Source organism: Rhizobium sp. TAL182, from assembly GCF_002117725.1.
Lineage (GTDB): Bacteria > Pseudomonadota > Alphaproteobacteria > Rhizobiales > Rhizobiaceae > Rhizobium > Rhizobium esperanzae.
Genome location: NZ_CP021024.1, coordinates 2,772,892 through 2,796,885, shown reverse-complemented (window position 1 = coordinate 2,796,885; position 23,994 = coordinate 2,772,892). Strand labels below are relative to the sequence as shown.

Here is a 23,994-nt window from a genome sequence, read left to right as displayed (position 1 = left end):
ACGGTGACGAGGCTGTCGGCGCGAAGCAGGGCGAGGCCATCAGACTTTATATGGCAACCTGTTCGCCAAGCTCGACGACGCGGTTTGACGGCAGGTTGAAGTAATCGGAGGGATCGATGGCAAAGCCCTCCAGCGCCATGAATATGCGTTCCTGCCAGCCGGGCAGGCCGGTGTTCGGCGTCCTGACGAGGTTGCGGCGACCGAGATAGAAGGACGTTTTCATGATCTCGAACTTGAAGCCTCCCTCCCGGCAGAGAGCCAGCGCCCTGGTGACGTCGGGATCGTCCATGAAGCCGAAAGTGATGTCGAGACGCACGAAACGCGGCGAGAGCTGGCTTATCTTGATGCGCCTGTTGTCGGGAACATAGGGTTCGTCCTCGGTCCAGACAGTCAGGATGACGTTCTGTTCGTGGAGCACGTGATTGTGCTTGAGATTGTGGAGCAGAACGTTCGGCGTCCGGTCCGGCACGCTTGTTAGAAAAACCGCCGTTCCCGGAACGGTAACCGGTGAATGGTCCGACTTCCGCTCGATCGACCGAATGAAGGAATCGAGCGGAATCTCGTTGTTGGCCCGCAGTCTCTTGAGGTAGGTCTGCCCGCGGGTCCATGTCCACATCAAAATCATAATCGCCAGCGCCAGGGCGACCGGAACCCAGCCGCCGTCGTGGATTTTCAGCAGGTTGGCCGCGAGGAAGACGACTTCGATGATGAAGAGCGGCAAAAGCACTGCAGATGCAAGCATGAAGGAGTATCCCCAAGCGGCGCGAAGGAACTGGAAGGCCAGCATGGTTGTGATCACCATGGCTCCAGTCACCGAGATGCCGTAGGCCGTTGCCAGTGACTCGGAGTCGCCAAAGGAAAAGATCAGCACCAGCACGCCGGTCAGCAGGAGGAGATTGACACTCGGCACGTAAATCTGGCCGGTATTGGTCTCCGAGGTGAACTTGATCCGTAGCCGTGGCAGAAAGCCGAGGTGAACCGCCTGGCGGGCCAAGGAAAACGCGCCAGTGATCACGGCTTGGCTGGCGATGATGGTTGCGAGCGTCGCCAGAAGAACCACTGGCAGCAAGGCCCAATCGGGATACATCAGAAAGAACGGATCGGCGATCGCTGCGGGTTGGCTGAGAACGAGCGCGCCTTGCCCGAGGTAATTCAGCAGCAATGCCGGAAAAACGAGCACGAACCATGCCGTCTGGATCGGGCGTCGCCCGAAATGGCCGAGATCGGCATAAAGCGCTTCGGCGCCCGTGACTGTCAGAAAGACCGCGCCGAGGACGATGAGCCCAACGGTGCCGGCATGAGCGAGGAACGAGAGCGCGTTGATAGGATTGATTGCGGCCAGAATCCTCCAATCGTCGCCGATATGGATCACGCCACCTGCCGCCATGGCAAGGAACCACAAGACCGTTATCGGCCCGAAAAACATCGAAACAGCGGCGGTCCCCCGTGACTGGGCGGCAAACAGAACGATCATGATCGCCGCCGACAGAGGCGGAACGTATTCGGCGAAAGCTGGGGTAATCAGCTTCAAGCCCTCGAGAGCGGACATCACCGACAGGGCAGGCGTGATCATCGCGTCGCCGATGAAAAGTGCCGATCCGATCAGGCCGGCGAAGAACAGCACGGGCACGTTTCGCCCCATCTTTTTCATCAGGAGGGCGAGAAGCGAGAGTGTACCGCCTTCACCGTCATTGTCCGCCCTGAGAAGGAACAGCACATATTTGAAGGTCACGATGATCGTCAGCGTCCAGATCATCAGCGAAATAAGACCAATTATCTCGAATTCGTGGACGCCATCGGCCGTGAACGGTCTGAGCGCCTCGCGAAAGGCGTAAAGCGGGCTGGTGCCGATATCACCATAGACGACGCCGACGGCGCCGACGACCAATCCGACAAAGCCGGTCCGGCTGGCGACATCACCGGTCTTATCTGCACGTGCTGAAGTCATGTTTCCCCGCTCACGTCGCTTGCTTACAGACGGAAACATATGCCGCATTGAAGAAGGGCAAGTAAATTTGTACCGGTGCAAACTTTTCGCGACGAAGCGAGCATGGAGGCCGGTCCGGCATGGCTGCCGCAAGACGGTCAGAATGAATCGTTTTCGGTCCCGAAAATTATGTAGTAGGCATCCGAAATCAGTATCAGGCCGGGGCCAAGCGAGATGGAACCCACTCAATTGTTCGAGCTGGTCATTGCGATGTTGCTCGCAATCATCGCGCTGCACTACGCTGCCCACAGGCTGGGATTGCCGCCGTCCGTGGCGCTGCTGGCCGGCGGCGCTCTGCTGGCCTTCGTGCCCGGGCTGCCGGCGATTACTGTCGATCCCGGGCTGGTGCTCGTTATCTTCTTGCCGCCGCTCTTGATGGACGGAGCCTGGGCCATTGCTCTCGTGCGGCTGCGGCGCCATATGATCGGCATCGCCTCGCTGGCCGTCGGAGCGGTGTTCTTCACCTGTGCCGTCGTCGCCGTCGTGACCCATCTTCTCTTTCCGTCACTTCCCTGGGCCGCCTGTGCAGCACTTGGCGCGATCGTTTCACCGCCTGATGCGGTGTCGGCTCGTGCCGTGCTGGAGCGCGTCAAGCTGCCGCGACGGCTGCAGATACTGCTGGAAGGCGAGAGTTTGCTGAACGATGCGAGCGGGCTGGTTCTCTTTCGCTTTGCCGTCGCCGCCGCCGCAACGGGAAGTTTTAGCGCGGTGGAGGCGGCTGCCAGCTTCCTTGTGCTGGCGCTCGGCGGCGCGGTCGTCGGCGTCGTTGTCGGAACGGCGTGGGTGAAATTCGTCCGGCGCCTGGGCGACGAATATCTCATCATCGCCGCCACCGTGCTGCTCGCCTGGATTTCCTATCTGCTCGGCGAACTGCTGCACGTTTCCGGCGTCATCGCCACCGTTACTACGGGTCTGATCGCCTCCTGGCACCAGCACACTGTATTCTCGGCCGCAACGCGCATGCGAGGCACGTCGTTCTGGACTGTGATGATCTTCCTGATGGAAGCTTCTGTATTCACATTGATTGGGCTGTCGCTGCGCGATGTCGTTGAGCGCGGCGGCGGTTTCGCCACAGTGATCGCCACCATGGGACTGCCGATGCTGGCAATCCTCGTGACGCTCGTGATCGCCCGCTTTGCGTGGGTCTTCGCCTCAGATGTCGTCATCCGCGCGCCGCTGGGGTTCAAACGCGCCAAGCCGCTGGGCGCCGGCGGCGCCACCGTCCTCAGCTGGGCCGGCGTGCGCGGTGTGGTGACGCTCGCCCTGGCGCTCAGCCTGCCGGAAGAATTCCCCGGCCGCGACTTCATCCTCGCAACATCTTTTTCCGTCATTGTCGGAACCGTGCTCGTCCAGGGAACGAGTTTGGGGCGGATTATTGCCTGGGCACGACTGGTGGAGCCGGAGACGGAGAGAGCGCGTCTCACAATGAGTCAGGCCGAAGCCGCCATGGCGCAGGCGCAGCTTGGAACCATTCAAAACCTGGCATACGACCTCGAGGGAAATCTTATCCACCCACAATTGCTCGAACGGTACCAGCGCCGTGCCACGGCGATCGTGGATTACGCCGCCAGAACGGAACATTATATCCCGGTGCTCCATGCTCATTTCGATGTCGTTCTCGAGGCGGTTGCAACCGGACGCCGGGAACTCATTCGGCTCCATCGCGCCGGTGATATAGATGACGAGACGCTGCAGGAGCTGGAACGGGATCTCGATCTCGAGGAGCTGAGTGCAATTTCAGCCAAAGCCTGAGTTTCGCGGCCTGGCCAGATTGAAGGCAGCCGGTCTGCAATAGTTTTTGCGCAGATCCAAGTATTCCACGCGGTCCTGAAATATAAATCGCCTCTCGGCTAATAGCCTTGCCTGTGCCTCTTTGTGAGGTGTCGGTGGGTGGCTCGCCGTGAGTATCCTCATTGCGCGGGTATCTCGTTGCTCCAGGACCGAACTTTCCATCGTCCGGCTTCGCCAATGGAGCGTTTGAATGCTGCCAGATTCCCTGTTTTCATGGCGATTCTGCAGGCTACGTAAAGTTTTGTTTCTGTAAATTCTGAAAAAATACGCGGTCAAATTGCTTCTAATTGCTGCCATGATTCAAATATACGTTCCGGCCGCGATTTTTTCTTCGCCACATTTCGGATGTTCCAAATTATTCAAACAATGGTGAGAAACAATGAAAATTATTCTCGTCATAGCCCTCACGGTTTTTGCCGTGCCGTGTGAGGCCGACATGCTCGTCACGGCTTCGAAATATAATCGCATGCACGAACGCTCCATTTCGTTTCTCGGTATCAATCCCCGCAGAACGTCGTGGTGCGGAGCCTTCCTCGCCTTCGTCGCCAAACGATCGTCCCGCCAGCCGCCGCCCAATCCCAATATGGCAGTTTCCTGGAAAAGCTTTGGCAAGCCCGTCTTCTTCCGCTCGGCAAGGCGGGGAGATGTCGTTGTCATTCGAAGCGGCAGGCGCTTCCACGTCAGCCTGTTCGACCACTTCGACCAACGACGCCAGTACGTTTATCTCTTCGGCGGCAACCAATCCAACCGCGTCCAGCTGTCACGTTACCGCACCAGCTCGGTCGTTGCCGTTCGACGATGAAGCGGGAAATCTCACCTTTCCGCTGATTCAGTAAATCCAATAGCTCATGGTGGCGATCGAGGCCCCTACGGGGCGCCCCAGGATGACGCCGGAGAGAGGACGACGACGGTCAATCAACCCCGTCCAACGCACATATCACGCCGTCGACGGGAATGCCTGCCAGCCTTTCGCGCCTGATGTCGAACCGCCAGGCCTTGACCACATTCTCGGATCGATAGGAGCCATCCGGTTGCTCCACCATCCTGCCGAGCGCAAAGATGGCGACGTCGGGAAACCGGCTGGACGAGCAATAGGCCGGCTGCAGAAGCTCGTGGCGGGGCGACGGTTTTGAGATCGTTATCTGGTCGAGCACGGTCCAGACGGGGAGGTTTCCGTTCATTCCGGTCTGGCGCCGAAGCACCAGCGACAGCTTTGCACCGCATTTGATCTCCGCTGCCGCATAAGCCGGGCCTTTGGCTATTGCCGACAGAGCAGTCCCGCTGACCTCCACGCAGCCCTTCGCCGGAAGAGGCGTGGATTCGCCACGTGCCTCGCTGGCATGGGAGGCGGCCGGGATCAGAGCGAGAAGAGCGGCAATCGCGGGGAGATGTCGAGACATGGGAGACCGTTGAGAACAGCGAGTGAGGGGGTGCTGGTTTCATATCCGCAATCCAGAAGAGAGGACGGTACCTTTGCTCGGAGATGAGTCAATAGCCGATCCGCTACCGCGTGTGGAACTTCGCCGGCGCCGGCGGTGGCCGACCTCGTCCTTCGAGGCCCCTCAGGCCAGAGGCCGGAACCTCGAAGGACCGGGGCGGGGGCGGGTGGCTGGGCACCTGGCAGCATCGCGCCATACACAATGAATTGGCCGGCCCGACACAATGCCAGTCAGCGCAGGCGTCAGCCGCGGCTGACACTCCGGAAGGCAGCGATGATGCTGTCAGCGGCCAGCCGGGCTTCGTCTGCGGTCGTCTGGAAATTGGTGACGGAGAGGCGCAGGACGTCGCGGCCGCGCCATTTGGCGCCGCCGGCGAAGAGGGTGGCGTCGTCGCGGATTTTTGCGATGGTCTTGCGGGTGATCGCGTCGCTTTCATCTTCCGGGCGGTCGGCGGCGAAGCGGAGGATGAGCTGGTTCAGCGTGATCTCGTTTAAGATAGTGATACCTGGTTCGCGCTGGAGATGCTCGCCCAGCAGGCGGGCCGACGCGCAACATTGGTCGATGAGGGCGGCGATGCCATCGCGGCCGAGATGTTTCAGCATTGCCCAGGTGGCGAAGCCGCGGGCGCGCCGGGAAAGCTCCGGCACGTAATGGGAAGGATCGCGCTCGCCCTCGGCTGCGAGCGGCAGGTAACTTGCGGCGATCGTCATGGCGCGGCGGTGGGCAAGCTCGTTGCGCACGATTGCATAGCCGCAGTCATAGGGCGTTTGCAGCCATTTATGACCATCCGTCGCCCAGCTGTCGGCCGCCGCGACACCGCGGCTGAGGTGGCTGAATTTCTTTGATGCCTGTGCCCAGAGGCCGAAGGCGCCGTCGACATGCACCCAGGCGCCTTTTTCCCGAAGGGCCGGGATCAAGCGGATGAAATCGTCGAAGCCGCCGGTATTGATCTGCCCGGCCTGGAGGATGGCGATGCAGGGGCCGCTGACCGGGGCAAGCGCGTCGCCGAGTGCGGCCGGATCGATCCGGCCCATTGGATCGGTCGGAAGGCGCAGCACGCGGTCATGACCGAGGCCGAGGAATTGCAGTGCGGAGAAGACCGTCGTGTGGGCGTCGTCGCCGATCAGCACGGTGATCTCGGGCGCGCCGAACAGGCCTTTGGCATCCGCATCCCAGCCTGCCTTGCGCAGCACCTCGCCGCGGGCGGCGGCAAGGCAGGTGAAATTGGCGACTGTGGCTCCCGTGACGAAGCCCACAGAGCTTTCGGCTGGCAGCTGCAGGATGTCAAGAAGCCATCTGGCCGCGATGGTTTCGACGGCAGCCGCGGCCGGGGCGGCGACGTGGTTTCCGGCATTCTGGCCCCAGGCGCTGGTCAGGAAATCGGCCGCGACGCCGACCGGATGAGAGCCGCCGATGACCCAGCCGAAGAAGCGCGGGCCCGTGGTGAAATGCAGACCGGGCTCGGCGTCCGCGGCAAGCTGCCTGATGACATCGGCCATATCGGCGCCGGCCGCCGGCAACGGCTCATCGAAGGTGGCGAGCGAGGCGGCGTAGTCGTGCCGGGGGACATGGCGGGCCGGCGCGCTCTCGCGAAATCCGGCCGCAAGCCGGGCGGCTTCCTGAAACAAAGATGCGATTGCCGACATGCGGGGTCCCCCTGCGCCGAGCGCCCGCCGGTCACCGGGGACCGCCTCCAGGCAAGCTTGCCGGCCCGGCAAGTCTAGCCGATATCGCCGTCGCTGTCTTGGTTCGCGAAAAATCGATCCCAGGCGGGTATAGCTTCGGCTGAAGCATTGCGGCGCGGAGCCAAAGCCCTACAGCATATCCCCCAGGCTCCAGTGGTTGTTCCAGCGGGCGTCGATTTCGTCGGCGACGTTCTGGAAGCGGATGTCGGTGGAGAGGCGCAGGCGCCCGGCGCGGTCCTCGTTGTTGGTGGCGGCGTGGATCATGTAGGGGGAGTGCAGCACGACGTCGCCGACCTCGTAATCGGCGGCGAGCCAGCGGGCGTCGAAGCGCTCGGCCATATCGGGAAGATCCTTGGAGATCCAGCCGCCTTCGGCCATGTGATTGTTATAGGCGCTGATCCGGTCTTCCGGCGAGAGAGTGCCGCTGTTCGCCTGGAATTCCGCCTCCATCCTGCGGCCGAGCGCATGCGAGCCTTCGAGATAGACGAGGCCGCCCATTTCGGCCGGGATGTCGCCGATCGGGATCCAGGCGGTGACGAGGCGACTGGTGCCGCCGCGAAGATAGACGAGATCGTAATGGGCGGGCGTGGCCACCGCCGTGCCGGGTTGGACATAACGCATCAGCTTGCGTTTATGGAGATAGGAGATGCCCTGGACAAAGACGTCCATGAAGCGGACGAGTCGCGGTTGGGCGCAGAAGCCTTCATAGGCGGCGGAGCGGACGATCGACATTAGGCGGCGGTTGGCGAGATTCCAGTCGAAGCCTTCGGCGGCCGCGATGCCGAGTGCGAAATCATGGCCGAGCGCCAGCAGGCCGGTTTCGGCGAGGTGGGTGAAGACCCAACGGCGGAAGTCGATCACTTCGGCGCGCGGCAGGAGGCCTTTCAGCCAGACATAACCATCCTCCTCATAGCGGCGGCGAATGGCCTCGATACCGATACCGGGATCGGTCGGCGCGAGCGGGCCGAGCCTTTCAGCGGGGATTGTTTTGCCATGGGCGGCGAGGGGCGTTTGCGTCACTCCCATCCCGGCGGCATTCACAGCAATTGACATTTCATTCATTCCTGCTTTGACTTTTCCTGCCTCCAGCTTGCTTGTTACGTGAGCCAATCGCCATGGAGGAAAGTTGCAGCTGGATTTTTCGCTCATGAGAGAAGCTGACGCCATCTATCGATCTCCCCTCGCTGCGGCAGGCGGGCTTGCCGTGATCGGCAGCGGCAGGCAGCATGCGCGCCATGCGGTGAAGGACAGGAAGCTGCCGAGTTTTGCGGCCGTGCTGGTGGAGCGCGGGCAGGGCTTTCTCGAAACAACCGTCGGCGGGCGCCAGCGCGTGGAAGGGCCGGCGCTCTTCTGGCTGTTTCCGAACCGTCTCCATTCCTATGGGCCCGACGACACCGGATGGGACGAGCGCTGGGCGCTGTTCGAAGGCTCGTTCACACGGGATTTCCTGCGGATGCGGCTGATTGGCGAGCGCCATCCACTCGTGAGGTTACGCCAGATCGAGGAGGTGGTGCGGCTCTTCGCGCGGCTGCATGCCGATCTCGTCGACGACAGCCATCTCGGGCAGGCCTCGGCGGCATTGGCGCTCCATGGCATTGTCATCGCCACCGCGCGGCAGGCGAGCGCTGCTGCAGGTCGCGAAGGCGAGGACGCGACCGGCGATCTCGTCGAGTCGCTGCGGGGCAGGGCGCTGCAGCCGCTCGACCTTGCCTCGTTTGCCGCGGAGCACGGCATATCGCCGGCGACGCTGCGGCGGAAATTCATCGCTGAAACGGGCATGCCGCCCAAGGACTTCCAGCTTCGGGCGCGTATAGACCATGCCAAGCAGCTGCTCGCCACGTCAGACGAGAAGATCGAAACCGTCGCAGCCATGGTCGGCATCGAAGACCCGTTCTATTTTTCTCGCGTCTTTCGTGAGCGCGAGGGCTGCAGCCCCCGTGAATTCCGGATGCGATATAAGCGAGGTTGAGCTGTTGGTTTATCGCTCGCCGTCTTTGTCGCGATATTGAATAAATCAAGCACTGCGGGAGGAATTAAGCGATTTTCTCCAGTAGATGTTGATTTTATGCAGCCTGCTCTCGAAAATGTTCAAAGATCGTCTAAAATCTATTGCCTTCTTTTGAAGTATCTATCAATAATGTCGGCAATATCATTCGCGCTGCTATCAAGGCAGCTCTGTCGATCAGCGAGGGATATGCACTGAAATATTTCATTCTCTATGCGCTCGTGTGCTCGGTAGTCGGGATAATTCTTCTCGTCGTCTTCTATCAGATTGCACCGGTTCAGATGGAGAGGCCTGGCGATCAGACGGCCTTCGAACCGGATGATCTGATTGTGCGGTCGACCCGCGAACCGAGGACAGATCAGCCCGCTATGCGTCCTCCCAGCCAATGGGATCTGCGGCTTGGCAATCAGCCGGAGGCGCAGCCCGATCAATCAGGCGTGCGCAAAGGCGGCCGGGTGGGAACGCCGGCGCAGTAGGTGGAGTTGGCACTGCCCTTTGTTTAACAGCGTACCGCGCGCCTCTTCCTTTGAGGCGGCTGCGGGTACTACTTCTGCTCCCTCACCAATTCCTATGTCTTCAGGGCTGAGGGAGTTTGGAGCAGTGTTCGCGCCCAGGCCTCCCACTTGTCGGGCGCGATATCCTCCAACGCCTGCCACTCCAAGGGAGCGGCATCCTCCAACCTCCCTCATGCTGAGGCGCACAGCACCCGGAGGGCGGAGCCTCGAAGCACGCGGCCCAACGCCGCTTCTTGCATTCATCACCCGCCGACAGACCCGCCTCGTCCTTCGAGGCGATCCTGCGGATCGCACCTCATAATGAGGCTCTCTTGAGTCTTGGCGGGGCCGCGGTAGGGCCAGGCGGCAATCGAACTCGCGCTTCCGGGTTGCATCCACTGCAGCCGGCTGCGATGACATATCTCCGATAGTCCGGGAGGTGGAGATGGATGCAGACGGCGTGACGATCAAGCTCATAGGCGCAGACGAGGTGGAGGCTTTCCGGCATATCCGTCTGGAAGCGCTTCGTGCCGAGCCGTCCTCCTTTGCAAGCCGCTACGAAGACTGGGAAATTCTGTCTCTGCAGGAGTGGCGCGATCGGCTGAACGAGCCGGTTTTCATCGCCTTTCAGAAGGGCGAACCCGTCGGCATCATGGGCCTGTTTCGGCAGCGATCGAGCAAGATGGCCCACCGGGCCACGGTCGTCATGGTCTATATCAGAGCCAAGCTGCGCGGAACCGGCCTTGCCGTCGAACTGCTGGAGGCGATTTCCGATCACGCGCGCCATATCGGCATCCGTCAATTGGAACTCTTCGTCAGCGCCGAAAATTCGGCGGCGATACGGTTCTACCAGCGGCAAGGTTTTGCCGAGATCGGCCGTATCCCCGGCGGCGTGCTGGAGGATGGCCGGGAGATCGACGATGTCATGATGGCGCGGCGGCTGGTGGGTTAGGCCGTCGCGGCGCGGCGGGCCATCCGGCCTCTTGACCTCAAGCGGGATTGGGGTTGCAGGATGCCGCCTGAATCGGAGGTTGCCGTGATGAAAATCCTGATGGACAAGCATCTTGATGATAGCGGGTTGATGGCGGTCGCGATCGATGCGCTGGAGACCGCCTTCCATGCCAGGGCCGCCAACCGGTTGATCTCGCCGCCGAGGCATCATGTGTCGTTTGCTGACCGAGGCGATCTCGTTTTTACCGTTGGCGGTATCCTGGGCGAGAAACCGCTTGCGGGCTTTCGCGTCTACGACACATTCGATGGGCCCGAGCATGCGCAGATCGTCGCCGTATGGTCGGCCGACGACGCCAAGCTCAAAGGCATCGTTCTCGGATCGCGCCTCGGGAGCCTCAGGACCGGTGCGATCGGAGGTCTCGCGATCCGGCATCTCGGTGCGCCAGACGCCAAGATCGTCGGCATCGTCGGCAGCGGCGCGCAGGCGCGAATCGCGCCCGCGTTTACAGCCGTGACGAGAAAAATCGTGTTGCCTTTGCAAGCGAGATGCAACTCGCACTGGGGCTCGAGGTTGAGCCCGTCGACAGCGTCTCGAAAGCCGTTGAAGACGCCGACATCGTCATCTGCGCAACGACAAGCCAAACGCCCGTCCTCCACGCCGGCGATTTAAAGGCCGGCGCGCACGTCAACACTGTCGGCCCGAAAACGCTTCACGGGTACGAACTCGGCCTGGATGTCGCCGACGCCGCGGCCGTGATCGCGACGGATTCTCTCGAACAGGCGCGCGCATACCCATCGCCCTTTTTCTTGGCGGGCTCCGGCAGCGATGGCCGTCTGGTTGACCTCGCCGAGATCATTGCCGGGAAAGCGGCGGGGCGAGGATCGCCCGAAGAGATAACACTGTTCTGTTCCGTGGGCCTCGCCGGAACCGAAGTTGCCGTCGCGGCGGCGATCCTCGATAGGCTGGATGCGTCGGTGTAGACCTTGATTCAAGGAGGTGGTTCAAGCCTCCGTTCATTCTCTATTCGCGCTTTCAGCCGTCAGGCCCAGCACATCCCGCATGCTGTATTCGCCGGGTGCGCGCCCTGCGATCCAGCGGGCGGCGGCAAGCGCGCCGCGGGCGAACATGCCGCGATCGAGAGCCGAATGCGACAGCGTCACGACTTCGTCGGCGGCGGCGAACAGGACGCTGTGTTCTCCGACGAGCCCGCCGGCGCGCAGGACGGCGAAGCCGATCTCGCCGGTCGGCCGCTCGCCGGTGACGCCGTCACGCCCGCGCCGCTCGACAGATGCCAGGGAAACGCCGCGCCCCTCGGCGGCCGCTTCGCCGAGCATCAGCGCCGTACCGGACGGGGCATCGATCTTTCTGTTGTGGTGGGCTTCGAGGATTTCGATATCCCAGCCATGCGCGGGAAGAGCGCGCGCCGCCTGGGCGACGAGGCCGACCAGGATGTTGACGCCAATGGAGAAGTTGCCGGAGCGCAGGATCGGAATCGTTCGGGCGGCGGCGGCGATCCTTTGGATCTCATCCGGCTCGAAACCGGTCGCTCCGATCACCAGGGCCGGCCCGCCTGCAGAGGCGCAGAGGCCGGCGAGTTCGGCAGCGGCATTTCCCGTCGTGAAATCCAGGATCACGTCGGCGGCTGCGATTGCTGCCCCACGGTCGATCAGCCCGTCACCGGCGGAGCCGGGACGGCCGATGCCGCCGATGACCGCAAAAGCCGGATCGGCCGCGAGCAGCGGCAGTATGGTGCGACCCATGCGGCCGTTCGCGCCGGCGACGGCTATTTTGACAGGTGAGGTCACGTGTTTTCCTTGGCTGGCATATTTCCGGTAGAGCGGCCGCTTGCATCCGGGGTTCGCGCCGGAACGGCATTCTGCACCTACCGCACTTGCGCTCCCGGCGTAAAGCAGGGGATTTGTTGCGACCGTGCCTGTGAACGCCTGGCCTTACCAGTTGCCGGGATCGGCGGTGTGATCGATGCTGGCGAATTCATCAGCCTTGTTCCGGTCGAGGTTTATCTCCGTGGTCACCTTCGTCTCGTCGGTGACCGAGTAGCGGTCAGGGACGGGTCCCTTCGAAAGTTCCTGGTACAGGAGCAAGGCTGCCTCCTCGGCTGTATCCGCCTCGATTTCGCGGGTGAGGGTAACGGTGAACTTGTGCATGGCTTCGGCCCTTTCAATCGGCGCGCAGACGATGCGCAGATTGCACAGTCTGACACGCTTTTTGCGATGCGAACACCGCAAGCGTGCCGGGTGTGCGTGGATCAAACCGAAGAGCCTTTGCCGAAATAACCTACATGAGCTGGAGAAAGGCGATCTCCCTCTTATTTGAGTGGGAATTGCAAACCAAGAGGACCGCGCAATGGCAAAGAACACGATCTGCCTATGGTACAACAAAGACGCTGAGGATGCCGCCCGCTTTTATGCCGCGACCTTTCCCGACAGCGCTGTGGGTGCTGTCACGCGTGCGCCGGGAGATTATCCTGAAGGTAAACAGGAAGACGTTCTGGTTGTTGAATTCACCGTCGCGGGTATCCCTTGCATCGGTCTGAACGGCGGCCCTGCAATCAAACACAGTGAAGCCTTCTCGTTTCAGATCGCTACGGAGGATCAGGAAGAAACCGATCGCTACTGGAACGCCATCGTCGGGAATGGCGGCCAGGAAAGCGAGTGTGGCTGGTGCAAGGACAAATGGGGTTTGTCCTGGCAGATCACTCCGCGCGTCCTCTCAGAAGCACTCTCGGCGGGTGGTGATCAGGCAAAGCGTGCTTTTGACGCGATGATGACGATGAGAAAGATCGATGTCGCGGCGATCGAGGCGGCTCGGCGCGGTTGAGGCGCCATTGCCCGCCCGAGGCCGACAGGTGCCAGCCTGTCAGAACCAGAGATCGCGTACGCATCGCCCGTCGGAGGGAAGGTCTTTGAATGTGTCCAGCCCGTCGAAGTGATCGATGGGAAGATCGGCGACGAGTTCCGGAGGTGCAAGCCGCATGTTGACCGCCATGCGGCGGCGGCCATCCTTTTGCAGGCGCAGACCGCGCCAGCTCAAGACGCAAGCGCAGGATGGGCAGAACAAAATTTCGAGGGATGACGTCTCGCTGCCGGAGCGGGTGTAGGAGGCGGTCTGGCCGGTGAGCGCAATACGCTCTCCTTCGTAATCATAGGCCCAGAGCGTGCCGTAGCGTCGGCAGAGGGTACAGTTGCACGCGGTGATCGATCCAGGATCGCCTTGGAGCGTCCAGCTCGCCTTGCCGCAATGACATGAGCCTGTCAGCATGAGCGTGAGTTCACTTGCTGCTCTCCTTCAAGCACCGCATCGTGCCTTAATCGCGCGGTGACCGCAATTGCCGCTTGCCTATTGATCCGGTCGGCCCGTGACGATGTCAGATGCAATCCTTTCGAAATCCGCATCATGCTGCCTGCAGGCCGCCGCCGTCCAAGGGGCCTGTGGCCTGCTTCTTCATTTCAAAGGCCGTGTGACGGGACCGCGGAGCGCGATGAACGCGGGATGCCTCGCGTCCTATTCCACAAGGCCGAAGATCGGGCCATAGCCGCCGTGCCAGGAGCGGTCGTTGCGGCCCATTGCCGGATAGAAGAGTCCGACCCCGCGTCCACCATCGAGAAACAACGCGTCGGGACATTTCAGCCGGTCGCGGAAGAGTCGTGCGAAATCGTGGAAATTGACGCTGTCTTCGCTGATCGCGAAGCGAACTGCGCCGCTTGTGCAGATGCCGACACCGCTTCGGCGGGTTCGGTCTGTCGAGCCGAAGATGAAGATCGGGTTCAGCTTTCCAGCGACGACGAGCATTGGGCCGGACTGCGTGGCGAACCGCACCTTAGGGGCGCGCTTCAGAAATTCGTCGGTCGGAAGTATGCCGGCGCCTGCTTCATCAAGAAAGAACACGCCGTTCGGCCTCTTATAAAAATTCGGAACCTGACCGGCAGAGCCTCCGGCCCCTGCCGTGTTGAGAGGTTTCAATTCCCCGCCGTTCTCGACATACAGTCCCATTGGCGAAAAGTCGGCCCGGTACATTCCGGCGTTGACGGCAAAGGCCAGCGTTTTCCCCTCGGAGCGAAGGGCTTCGGCGAGGTTTGAAAAAGCGCGGTATGGTTCGCCATCGGCATCTTTCCAGAACAGGCGCAGATCGGCTTTTCCTGCTTCCAGCGTGCAAACGACGTATGTCGCCTGTTCGAAAGTTTCCTGTTCGCATGGCTCTGCATGCGCCTGAGGCAGGAATGTCATCATTGCCGCCAGCATCATGGCCGCAGCGAGCACGCCTTGTTTGAGATAGGTCAGTGGTGTCAGAATAGTCATGACGAGATCTAATTTCCTATCGTGCGGCCGCAGCGCCGGTTTTTCATCGCCATCGGCGGCGCCAAGAATAGGAATTTTTACCGGCACAGCAATGACTGTCAGCCGCGATTGGTATTCCAAGATTTTTCGTGAGACGTCGACGCCTGCCTCCTTCTTCTACAGGAAGGAAATGATAGCATCTGGCTCCGCTTCCTCCGCTGGCAGAAGAGTTGGATCAGGCAGATGAGGGGGAAGGAGCCTCAGCGGCAAACGCCGCCGCCATCAGAACCCAGACACCCCGGCAAAGCTGGGAACATTCAACCCTACCAGGCGGTACGGGCGGTGCCGAGTGCCGTTGTATGAGAGGATGAGACGTGGGCGACATGTACCTTGAGCGATACGACGCAGTTTCCCGGACAGCTAAGTTTGTGCATCGTCAAGTGCTTCAGCAACGCCTCGGCGTCGCGCTTCTCGGTCAGCGGAAATGTCACAGTCATGCGGGTTCCTCCAACGAACATACTGAGCACCTGCGGAAATTAATGGTTAAATTCTCTCGCGCCGCAACAAGAAAATTTGAATGATAAAATTAAAATCGATTAGCTTTTTCGTAGCTTTTTAAAATCGTTTGAAATTAGCTTCCTCGGTTTTTCCCATGGATTGGGCAGTGGTTCGGCCGCGAGCGAGATCCGCATAGTGCGCTCCAACAAGCACTTGAAGCGTTGGGAGCAATGCCCTCGATGAAGGCATTGGCAGATGCTGAGAGATGGCGCTGCTGAGTTAAGATCAGCCGCTCACCGTATATTGCGGACCGCCCAACTTTTGAGCCGCAATCCATTGAGCCTGATGAAGCCTTCGGCATCATGATGATCATAGGCGATGGAGCTTTCCTCGAAGCTGACGAGGTCTGAGGAATAGAGTGAGGAGGGCGACGTGCGAGAGATGACCGAGGCGCTTCCCTTATAGAGCCTCATCGCCACTTCGCCGCTCACGAAGACCTGGCTTCGGTCGATCAGGGCCTGCAGCATCTCCCGCTCGGGCGCGAACCAGAAGCCGTTGTAGATCATCTCGGCGTAGCGTGGCATGATCTCGTCCTTCAGGTGCGCGGCGGCGCGATCGAGCGTGATCGATTCAATTCCGCGATGCGCGGCAAGCAGGATCGCTCCTCCCGGTGTCTCGTATAGGCCCCTCGACTTCATGCCGATAAATCGGTTTTCAACCAGATCGAGCCGCCCGATGCCATGCCGGCCGCCCAATTCATTGAGTTCAGTCAGCAAGGCTGCCGGTGTCATTGCCTTGCCGTTGACGGCAACAGGGTCCCCGCTCTCGAAGCCGACGGTGACGATCTCAGGGGCATCGGGAGCGTCGACAGGATCGATCGTGCGCCGATAGATATGATCGGGTGCGACCTCCGCTGGATTTTCAAGAATTTTGCCTTCCGTCGAAGTGTGCAGCAGGTTGGCGTCGATCGAGAACGGTGCCTCGCCACGCTTGTCGCTCGGGACAGGGATCCGATGCTTCTCGGCATATTCCAGCAGCTGCGTGCGGGAGCGGATGTTCCATTGACGCCACGGAGCAATGATCTTGATTGACGGATCGAGCGCATTGACGGCCAGTTCGAAGCGGACCTGATCATTGCCCTTGCCTGTCGCGCCGTGGGCAACGGCGTCCGCGCCGATCTCCTTGGCTATGGCGACCAGATGCTTGGCAATCAGCGGCCGGGCGATGGAGCTGCCGAGGAGATACTGACCCTCGTAGAGTGTGTTAGCCCGCAGCATCGGAAAGAGAAAGTCGCGGACGAATTCCTCACGTAGATCAACGATGCGGACATCCTTGACCCCGAACATTGCCGCCTTCGCCCGCGCCGGCTCGAGTTCTTCGCCCTGACCGAGATCGGCGGTGAAGGTCACGACCTCGCATTCGTAAGCCTCCTGCAACCATTTGAGGATGATTGAGGTATCCAGCCCGCCCGAATAAGCGAGCACGATTTTTTCTATTTTTCTTGCCATCAGCTTCTCCATATCGATTGGGTGGAACGATAGGCCAAGTTGTGCGCAATGAGCTTGCGAAACATTCCGGAAACTGTGAAAGATTGGCATATTGTGGCGCAGTGGCGCATCTGATGGGATATAAAATGCCAGTTCATCTGGACGCGATCGACCGCCATATTCTCCGCGTCCTTCAGCGCGACGGGCGCATTTCGAATGTCGAGCTGGCACGGGAGGTGGGGCTTTCGCCCTCGCCCTGCCTGCGCCGTGTTCGGTTGCTGGAAGAGGCAGGGATCATCGATCGCTATGTCGCTGTGCTGGATCCCGCAAAGGTCGGGGCGGGGCTGACGGTTTTTGCCCGTGTGTGGTTCAAGACCCAGGATGCCGAGGTCACGCTGCGGTTTGCCGAAGCCGTGAGGCGGTTTCCGGAGGTGATGGAATGCTACCTGACGGCGGGGGAGTGCGATGCCGTGCTTCGGATCGTCACTGCCGATCTGCACAGCTACTGGCGTTTTCAGGCCGACCACCTGACGCGCATTCCGAGCGTCCTCAACGTCAAGACCGATGTGCCGATGGAAACGCTGAAACGGAGCTTCGAGCTGCCGTTGCGATAAGTGTCGCTGTCGCTGGCGGCTGATGTCGAGCACCTGAGTTGCTGAGGTGGGGTGGCCGCCCTCGTCCGGCGATGACATGATCGGAGCTGCGGCTGCCGCTTTCCATCCCGATAGAAGAAGTGCCGCAGCGCCACTCTCGATGCTATCCTCGGCCTGCGTGGAGGATCTGCTGCACCGGTTGCAGATGCTCGGCACAAGGCCGAGCATGACGACGACAGGGTGGCGATTACGCCTTCAGCGCCGCGGCGTAATCAGCGGCGTAGGTCTTCAGCGAGCGCGGGGCCTTGCCGGTCAGCGTCTCGACGTCGCCGGTCACGATGGCTGTCCAGTTCTGGCGGACGGGATAGAAGATTGAAGCGAGAAAGCTCGCATAGCCGGCCGGCACGCCGGCCCCCGTCAGCATTTCGATAAAGGACTCGTCGGAGACGGCGTTATAGGTGACGGGCTTGCCGATCGCTTCGGAGAGGATGGCGGCGGCTTCGGCATAGGAGAGCGCTTCCGGGCCGGTCAGGTTGAAGGCCTTGCCGTCGAAAGACGAGGAGGTGAGCACCGCCACGCCGCTTGCCGCGATGTCTCGGGCGTCGATGAAGCTCGATTTGCCTTCGGCGGCGGGAAGCGCAATCTGGCCGTGGTCGATGCCTGGTTTCCAGAAGGTGTGGAAGTTGTCGGAAAACCAGTTCGGGCGAAGGATGACATAGGGCGTGCCGGATTTTTCCAGCGCAATCTCGACCTGGCGATAGGGAATGGAGTCGTCGGCATCGACGCCGATGACACTTTGGAGCACGACCTTCACCTTCCGGGCTGCGGCCGCTTCGATCACCGGCAGCAGCAGGCCCTTGGAGTCGACATAGCCGGAGGCGAGCAACACATAGGCACGGTCGACGCCCTCGAGGGCCGGGCCGAAAGTTCCAGGCCTGGCATAGTCGAAGGCGACGCCCTCGGCGGCGGCTACCGGCTTGCCGGCGCGAGAGGCGGCCTTGACGGCTTCGCCCTTCGCCAAAAGCCGATCGACCACATGTCGGCCGACGGTGCCCGTCGCGCCGAGAACCAGAATTTTGCTGCTCATATCACTCTCCGTGGTTTCTGTTGGAAACTATCTTTCCATAGGATACATACAGAGAAAACGGGATCGGAAAAGAGAGCACTTTTTTCTCACCTGGTTTCCTGCGGGAAACCCGGGGCGGGAAGGGGAGGATGGAATGACGACGACAGAGCAGAGCTACAATGTTTATGAGGATCGCTGCCCGACGCGGCTGGTGCTGGACTGCCTGGCGGACAAATGGGCGCTGCTGATCCTCGACCGGCTGCAAGGCGGGCCGGTGCGTTTCAATCACATCCGGCGCGATATCAAGGGCATATCGCAGAAGGTTCTGTCGCTGACACTGAGAAGGCTCGAGCGCAATGGCCTGATCTCGCGCACGATCTTTCCGACCGTGCCGGTAACCGTCGAATATGCGCTGACGCCGCTCGGGCGCACGCTGACGGATACGGTTTCGGCACTCAGCCATTGGGCAGAGCAGAACATGGACGCAATTTTTGCGGCGCAGCGTGCGTATGATGAAAGGGACGCCGGTTGATGATGCCGGCGCTTCGACGTAAGCAACATCTGCTGTCCCGCGCTTACGCAGTCCTCATCCTGCGCAGGCGTGCTGCGCACCACCGCCATGCGGGCGCAACGGCGTAGCCGACGGCCGGGATGGCCGCAAGCCCGAGGAGGATGCCGACGAGACCTGAGCCAGCAGCTTGGACCAGCCAGGAAACCACGCCGCCGACGGCCGGCATTGCATGCGCGGCGCCTTCTCCGGCATCGTGGAGCAGATGGCTCAGCCAGGCAAAGCCAAAGCTTTCGGCGCCGTGCACAATGATGCCGCCGCCGACCCAGATCATCGCCGCCGTCCCGATCAGACCCAGCACCTGGAGAAGATAGGGCATGCCCTGCACAAGGCCGCGTCCGAGCATGCGCGGGAAGGCCCCTGTCCGCGAGCGGGAAGAGCGCTGGGCAAGCCAGAGGCCGAAGTCGTCCGCCTTCACGATCAACGCGACGACGCCGTAAACGGCGGCGGTGATCATCGTGCCGACCAGGGCGAGAACCAGCGCCTGCATCGCCAGCCCCGACTCGGACAGGGAGCCCAGCGTGATCGCCATGATCTCGGCCGACAGAATGAAGTCGGTCCTGACGGCGCTTGCGACCTTTTCGTCCTCAAAGGTTTTGGGATCGATGCTGATCGTCTCGAGCTCCGCCTCGTGGGCATGGGCGGCATGCGGCACGACCAGCTCGTAGACCTTTTCGGCGCCTTCGTAGCAAAGGTAGAGCCCACCGAGCATCAGCAGCGGCGTCACTGCCTGCGGCAGGAGAAGGCTGAGGGCGAGTGCTGCCGGCAGGAGGAACAGAAGTTTGTTCTTGAGGGAGCCGACGGCGATCTTCCCGATGATCGGCAGTTCGCGCGCCGCCGACAGGCCGGTCACATAACGCGGCGTGACGGCAGCGTCGTCGATCACGACGCCGGCGGCTTTGGCGCCGGCTCTGCCCGCCTGAGCGACGACATCGTCCAGGGAAGCAGCGGCCGCCTTTGCAAGCGCTGCGACATCATCAAGTAGGGCAATCAGGCCGACACTCACAAGCAAACCTCTCATTCAGGGATATGGACAGCGAAAATAGTCAATCGGCCGGCAGCTGGAAAGAGGCGCTGCCACGGATGGTTGCGGCGCCCGATCCGGGCTGGCGCTCGAATGCGCTCACTCGATCTGAATATGGATGTGGTCGTCGTGGCGGGCAGCCCGGCAACCCTGGAAGCGGACATCGGCGTCGGTGGCCAAGGCAGTGAAGGATGCGCCGTGTGGCCCCCTCATCTGCCTGCCGGCATCTTCTCGCCGCTGGGGAGAAGAGAGGCAACCGCACGGCGTCGTTCCCACAGTTGAGGGCGAACGACGGTAGGAGTGAGTGCCTGAGCGCAAGAGAAGTGCAGACTTCGCTGCGGAGCGCCCGCTCAGGCGAACAGGCGGAGGAGGAGAGGCGCGAGCGGCGCGGTGGTCAGTGTCGTCATTGGAGGGCTCCTTGGAATGATGAGGTTCTTGCGCTGCGTCAAAAATACGAATAATCCCTCGCATTTTCTAATCGCATTGCGGAGCACTGCTATGAGCGACCGGCCAAGTACACGGATTTCTTCACGAAAGCAGCCGAAGCAGGGACACGCTTAATTGACGACAGGTCGAGAACAAGACTGCTGAGCGTCATGGTCCGCTGACACAGTCCGGATGTCGCAGATAGCGAATGCCGAGATAAGCGATGTCGAGCGGGAAAAGCTTCTGAAAACCCCAGCGTCGCCTTTCCGGGCTAATCCGTAAGACTTCTGCTCGGCCAGGCTCCGATTGATCCGCACGGACGAGCGTCTGCTATAATTGCGGCGATCCCCGGTCGCAGGGCCCGGCCGAACTTTGCGAGGCGTCAGATGACTGACGTTCAGGAACGGCTCCTTGAGAGCAAGATGACCGAGATCCGGCAGGTCCGATCCTGGAGCCCGCGGGGCATCGCCAAATTCGAAAACCTGATCCGCAGCGGTGACGATCTGTCCCTCTACCGCATCAACCCGCTGGCCTTCGCGCACGACGGCGCCATTTCGGAGGCGGAAAGCATCGATCTCTTTCTCCATGCGACGCGCAGCGGTTTGTTCGAGATGCGCTGGGACGTCGTGTGTCCCCAATCCGGAATGGTGCTCGACAGTTTCGGCGCCTTGAGGACGCTGAAGACTCACTATGTCTGCGGCCTGTGCGACGTCTCCGGCGAAACCGATCTCGACGATTTCATCGAGGTCACCTTCACAGTGTCGCCGCAGCTGCGCCGGCTGTCTTTTCATGATCCCGGCTCGCTCTCGATCGAGGATTTTCACTGGAAGGCACGGTTTCTCAGCGATGCGCGACTGCCCGGTCAGCAGGTCCGCTTTCTCGACGTCCTGAAAGGGCTGGTGCGCGGCCTTTCCTTCCTGGCACCGGGTTCGGTCACGACGATCAGGGCTGAACTCGGCCCGGGTGCGCTCGCCGGCATCAATGTCGAGACCCAGGCGAGCTTTGCGCTGCCGGTGGCAGGCGAGCCCGCTACGGCGCCGGCACTCCTCAGGATCGGGTATGACGGTCGGCATTTTTGCCCTTCGTCCTCAGCCGTTCGGCCCGGCCCGGTCATCGTCGAAGTCGAGAACTCGGCTGCCGTGCGTGGCTCGCTGCTTCTCATCAACTGGCCGCCCGAGATTCTGGCGCAGGCCATCAAGCCCGTTCTCGATTTCGATCCTTACATGTCGGGCGGAATGCTGCTTGCGCGCCAGACATTTCGGCGGCTGTTTCGCTCCGAATGCGTTGATGAAAGGGAGGGCCTCGGCATTCGCCAGGTGACGCTTCTTTTCACCGATCTCAAGGGGTCGACCGCGATGTACCAGCGGCTCGGCGATCTCAATGCCTATGCACTGGTGCGTGAACACTTCGCCTTGCTCGGCGCCACCGTACAGGAGCATTCGGGCGCAATCGTCAAGACGATCGGCGACGCGGTGATGGCTGCCTTCTCCCGCCCGAGCGACGCCATCTCGGCTGCTCTGCACATGCTCGAGGAAATCGAACGCTTCAACGGGGAGCATGGCGACCCCAGCATTATTCTGAAGATCGGCGCCCATTGCGGCCCGTCGATCGCCGTGACCTTGAACGACAACCTCGATTATTTCGGGCAGACCGTCAATGTCGCGGCACGGGTGCAATCATTGGCCGAGGCCGGCGAGATCTGTCTATCCGAAGCCCTGTTTTCGGCGCCTGACGTCAGGCGGCTGCTCTCCGGCCACAGGCTGGTCGCTTTCGAGGCTCCGCTTCGGGGCGTCGAGGGGATGGCATGCGTCTACCGGGTGATGCCGGGATAATCTCAGGTCCTTGATTTATGCATGTCTTCATCCCGCGCCGCGGCACGTTCTTGGGAACTTGCATTCCACCATTTGCAACGGGCAACGCTGCCCAAAAGGAGGAGAATACAATGTTGAAACGCACAGCTGCAGCCATCGTTGTCGCCGCCGCATCCGCACTGCCTGTCCTTGCACAGGATGCGATGATGAAATGCGACGAGGCGTCGATGATGAAAATGCAGTCCGACATGGACGCCATGACCGATCCGGCCATGAAGGAAAAGAAGGAAATGGCGTCCAAGGAAATGATGATGGCTAAGGATTCCATGACGGCCAACAAGATGGACGACTGCAAGATGCACATGGAAAACGCCATGAAAAGCATGGGCAAAATGTGACGCTGTTGACGCTGGGCGAGATGACCTTGGACAGCCGCATCGTCCAGGCGTCGGGACGAATGTGTTTCCGACACCGCTCACGCTGGAGAGATCGCCGACTGAACCAATAGCTCGGTTATTTCGCCAGCACGAGATGGGTGGCTTTTTCGCTGGCGACATGCTCGGTGACGCGGAAGCCCAGCGCGGGAAGATCGATGCCTGCAAACATCGCTTCGCCCTTACCGAGCACGACGGGCGAAACGGCGAAATGCAGCTCGTCGATCAGACCCGCCTGCAGATATTGGCGGACGGTCGCCACTCCGCCGCCGATCTTCACATCCTTATCGCCGGCCGCCGCCTTCGCCTGGTCGAGCGCCTGATGAATGCCGCCGGTGACGAAGTGGAAGGTGGTGCCGCCCTCCATGACGAGCGGTTCGCGTGGATAATGGGTGAGGATATAGGTCGGCGCGTGGTAAGGCGGGTTCGGACCCCACCAGCCTTTCCAGGCATCGTCGGGCCATTCGCCGCGGATCGGGCCGAACATGTTGCGCCCGAGAATGAAGGCGCCGAAATTGGCCATGGCGCGGGATGCATAATCCTCGTCGATGCCTGTGGAACCGTCGTCCTTACCCATCATCGCGCGGAAGGTGCGCGTGTGGAAGAACCACTGAAACATTTCCGGCCCGCGCTTTCCGAGCGGATCATTCAAGCTTTGCTCCGGCCCGGCGCCGAAACCATCCACGGAAACGGAAAACCCTGCGACGCGCACCTTGGACATGCTTTCCTCCATCTGATTGCTGATTGAAACTAGTTGTTATCTCGCACAAGTGATCCTATAATGCAACTGGTTTTCATAGGAGATGCTTCGTGGATTTAGAATTGCGGTCCGGCTGTCCGATCAACCTGACGATGGAGGTGCTGGGCGACCGATGGAGTCTGATTATCATCCGCGACATCATGTTCGGCAACCGCCGGCATTTCCGCGATCTGCTCACTCATTCGGAGGAGGGGATCGCCTCCAATATCCTGGCGGCCCGGCTGAAGCGGCTGCTCTCGCTTGGCTTCATCAGCAAGCGTGACGATCCGAGCCATAGCCAGAAAGCAATCTACAGTCTGACGGAACCGGCAATCCAGCTCGTTCCCCTCTTCGCCATGATCGGCGCCTGGGGCAGGCGTCACCTGCCGGTGAGCGAGGATCTCAGCATTCGCGCCGAGTTGCTGGAAGAGGGCGGACAGCCGCTCTGGGACGAGTTCATGGAGGATCTCCGGCAGATCCACATCGTCGATCCGGTCGGCGGGGCGAACGGGACGGTGACTTCGCCGGTGCTGGCGCGGCTGACGGCGGCGTTTCTGGAGGTGCGGGAGAGAATGGCGGCCGGCGCATGACGTAGGAAAAGGATAATTGAAAGATCTACCGTGTGGCCACCTCATCCGACCCTTCGGGCTACCTTCTCCCCGCGGGGAGAAGGGGAATCGTGGCAGCGCCTCGCCCCTT

At 61.1% G+C, this 23,994-nt stretch carries 23 protein-coding genes and 1 pseudogene; 11 read left to right on the top strand and 13 right to left on the bottom strand.

From position 1 onward, the window contains the following. Window positions 1–46 precede the first annotated feature (46 nt). A complete protein-coding gene (locus Tal182_RS14080) occupies window positions 47–1,948 on the bottom strand; it encodes a potassium transporter Kup (RefSeq protein ID WP_085859811.1) in 1,902 nt (633 codons plus the stop codon). Window positions 1,949–2,161: 213 nt separating this feature from the next. On the opposite strand from Tal182_RS14080, the gene Tal182_RS14075 reads away from it, so the two are divergent. Both Tal182_RS14075 and Tal182_RS14070 read left to right on the top strand, forming a co-directional pair. Further along, a complete protein-coding gene (locus tag Tal182_RS14075) occupies window positions 2,162–3,739 on the top strand; it encodes a Na+/H+ antiporter (RefSeq protein ID WP_085859810.1) in 1,578 nt (525 codons plus the stop codon). Window positions 3,740–4,157: 418 nt separating this feature from the next. Then, window positions 4,158–4,580 (top strand): TIGR02594 family protein, encoded by a 423-nt coding sequence (locus Tal182_RS14070; protein ID WP_064803389.1) that lies wholly within the window; start codon window positions 4,158–4,160, stop codon window positions 4,578–4,580. A 109-nt stretch (window positions 4,581–4,689) separates the two neighbouring features. Here the strand turns inward: Tal182_RS14070 and Tal182_RS14065 are convergent, their stop codons facing one another. The 3 genes from Tal182_RS14065 to Tal182_RS14055 form a co-directional block, all read right to left on the bottom strand. Next, window positions 4,690–5,178, bottom strand: coding sequence for a hypothetical protein (locus Tal182_RS14065; RefSeq protein ID WP_164517790.1), 489 nt, complete (start codon window positions 5,176–5,178; stop codon window positions 4,690–4,692). 281 nt (window positions 5,179–5,459) lie between these two features. Further along, window positions 5,460–6,863 (bottom strand): pyridoxal-dependent decarboxylase, encoded by a 1,404-nt coding sequence (locus tag Tal182_RS14060; protein WP_085859809.1) that lies wholly within the window; start codon window positions 6,861–6,863, stop codon window positions 5,460–5,462. Between the two features lie 168 nt (window positions 6,864–7,031). Further along, on the bottom strand, window positions 7,032–7,955 hold the full coding sequence (locus tag Tal182_RS14055) for a phytanoyl-CoA dioxygenase family protein (RefSeq protein ID WP_085860938.1): 924 nt from the start codon (window positions 7,953–7,955) through the stop codon (window positions 7,032–7,034). Window positions 7,956–8,049: 94 nt separating this feature from the next. Between Tal182_RS14055 and Tal182_RS14050 the strand changes: the two genes are divergently transcribed. The 3 genes and pseudogenes from Tal182_RS14050 (at window position 8,050) to Tal182_RS14035 (ending at window position 11,333) form a co-directional block, all read left to right on the top strand. Beyond that, a complete protein-coding gene (locus tag Tal182_RS14050) occupies window positions 8,050–8,871 on the top strand; it encodes an AraC family transcriptional regulator (protein ID WP_085860937.1) in 822 nt (273 codons plus the stop codon). A gap of 975 nt (window positions 8,872–9,846) precedes the next feature. Beyond that, on the top strand, window positions 9,847–10,353 hold the full coding sequence (locus tag Tal182_RS14040) for a GNAT family N-acetyltransferase (protein ID WP_085859807.1): 507 nt from the start codon (window positions 9,847–9,849) through the stop codon (window positions 10,351–10,353). A gap of 84 nt (window positions 10,354–10,437) precedes the next feature. After that, a pseudogene (locus tag Tal182_RS14035) lies at window positions 10,438–11,333 on the top strand (ornithine cyclodeaminase family protein). A 33-nt stretch (window positions 11,334–11,366) separates the two neighbouring features. Here the strand turns inward: Tal182_RS14035 and dapB are convergent. Together dapB and Tal182_RS14025 are read right to left on the bottom strand one after the other, a co-directional pair. Beyond that, a complete protein-coding gene (dapB, locus tag Tal182_RS14030) occupies window positions 11,367–12,158 on the bottom strand; it encodes a 4-hydroxy-tetrahydrodipicolinate reductase (protein WP_085859806.1) in 792 nt (263 codons plus the stop codon). 144 nt (window positions 12,159–12,302) lie between these two features. Continuing rightward, window positions 12,303–12,518: a hypothetical protein gene (locus tag Tal182_RS14025; protein WP_011425842.1), complete on the bottom strand. Its 216-nt coding sequence runs from the start codon at window positions 12,516–12,518 to the stop codon at window positions 12,303–12,305. A 199-nt stretch (window positions 12,519–12,717) separates the two neighbouring features. Here Tal182_RS14025 and Tal182_RS14020 point away from each other — a divergent pair, with 199 nt between their 5' ends. After that, window positions 12,718–13,191 (top strand): VOC family protein, encoded by a 474-nt coding sequence (locus Tal182_RS14020; RefSeq protein ID WP_085859805.1) that lies wholly within the window; start codon window positions 12,718–12,720, stop codon window positions 13,189–13,191. Window positions 13,192–13,230: 39 nt separating this feature from the next. Here Tal182_RS14020 and Tal182_RS14015 read toward each other — a convergent pair whose 3' ends face one another. The 4 genes from Tal182_RS14015 to Tal182_RS14005 all read right to left on the bottom strand — a co-directional run bounded on the left by Tal182_RS14015 (window position 13,231) and on the right by Tal182_RS14005 (window position 16,655). Beyond that, window positions 13,231–13,632, bottom strand: coding sequence for a GFA family protein (locus Tal182_RS14015; RefSeq protein ID WP_085859804.1), 402 nt, complete (start codon window positions 13,630–13,632; stop codon window positions 13,231–13,233). A 243-nt stretch (window positions 13,633–13,875) separates the two neighbouring features. Beyond that, entirely contained in the window at window positions 13,876–14,652 is a 777-nt protein-coding gene (locus Tal182_RS14010; protein WP_085860936.1) for a phosphodiester glycosidase family protein, read from the bottom strand. A gap of 320 nt (window positions 14,653–14,972) precedes the next feature. Further along, window positions 14,973–15,146, bottom strand: a complete 174-nt coding sequence (locus tag Tal182_RS32255) for a hypothetical protein (RefSeq protein WP_164517789.1) — start codon at window positions 15,144–15,146, stop codon at window positions 14,973–14,975. Window positions 15,147–15,440: 294 nt separating this feature from the next. Next, window positions 15,441–16,655 (bottom strand): argininosuccinate synthase, encoded by a 1,215-nt coding sequence (locus Tal182_RS14005; protein WP_085859803.1) that lies wholly within the window; start codon window positions 16,653–16,655, stop codon window positions 15,441–15,443. Between the two features lie 125 nt (window positions 16,656–16,780). On the opposite strand from Tal182_RS14005, the gene Tal182_RS14000 reads away from it, so the two are divergent. After that, window positions 16,781–17,248, top strand: coding sequence for an Lrp/AsnC family transcriptional regulator (locus Tal182_RS14000; protein ID WP_085860935.1), 468 nt, complete (start codon window positions 16,781–16,783; stop codon window positions 17,246–17,248). A gap of 226 nt (window positions 17,249–17,474) precedes the next feature. On the opposite strand, the gene Tal182_RS13995 is transcribed toward Tal182_RS14000, so the two are convergent. Next, the gene (locus Tal182_RS13995; protein ID WP_085859802.1) at window positions 17,475–18,314 is read right to left on the bottom strand and encodes an SDR family oxidoreductase; all 840 of its coding nucleotides are present in this window, start codon (window positions 18,312–18,314) and stop codon (window positions 17,475–17,477) included. 133 nt (window positions 18,315–18,447) lie between these two features. Between Tal182_RS13995 and Tal182_RS13990 the strand changes: the two genes are divergently transcribed. Continuing rightward, complete coding sequence (locus Tal182_RS13990; protein ID WP_085859801.1) at window positions 18,448–18,825, top strand: helix-turn-helix domain-containing protein; 378 nt, start codon at window positions 18,448–18,450, stop codon at window positions 18,823–18,825. A gap of 43 nt (window positions 18,826–18,868) precedes the next feature. Here Tal182_RS13990 and Tal182_RS13985 read toward each other — a convergent pair whose 3' ends face one another. Continuing rightward, a complete protein-coding gene (locus Tal182_RS13985; protein ID WP_085859800.1) occupies window positions 18,869–19,867 on the bottom strand; it encodes a DUF808 domain-containing protein in 999 nt (332 codons plus the stop codon). 830 nt (window positions 19,868–20,697) lie between these two features. Between Tal182_RS13985 and Tal182_RS13980 the strand changes: the two genes are divergently transcribed. Continuing rightward, entirely contained in the window at window positions 20,698–22,143 is a 1,446-nt protein-coding gene (locus Tal182_RS13980) for an adenylate/guanylate cyclase domain-containing protein (RefSeq protein ID WP_085859799.1), read from the top strand. 17 nt (window positions 22,144–22,160) lie between these two features. Then, a complete protein-coding gene (locus tag Tal182_RS13975; RefSeq protein WP_245344770.1) occupies window positions 22,161–22,520 on the top strand; it encodes a hypothetical protein in 360 nt (119 codons plus the stop codon). A gap of 115 nt (window positions 22,521–22,635) precedes the next feature. Here the strand turns inward: Tal182_RS13975 and Tal182_RS13970 are convergent, their stop codons facing one another. After that, window positions 22,636–23,277, bottom strand: coding sequence for a dihydrofolate reductase family protein (locus Tal182_RS13970; protein ID WP_085859798.1), 642 nt, complete (start codon window positions 23,275–23,277; stop codon window positions 22,636–22,638). A gap of 89 nt (window positions 23,278–23,366) precedes the next feature. Here Tal182_RS13970 and Tal182_RS13965 point away from each other — a divergent pair, with 89 nt between their 5' ends. Then, the gene (locus Tal182_RS13965) at window positions 23,367–23,885 is read left to right on the top strand and encodes a helix-turn-helix domain-containing protein (RefSeq protein ID WP_085859797.1); all 519 of its coding nucleotides are present in this window, start codon (window positions 23,367–23,369) and stop codon (window positions 23,883–23,885) included. The last annotated feature ends 109 nt before the right edge of the window (window positions 23,886–23,994 follow it).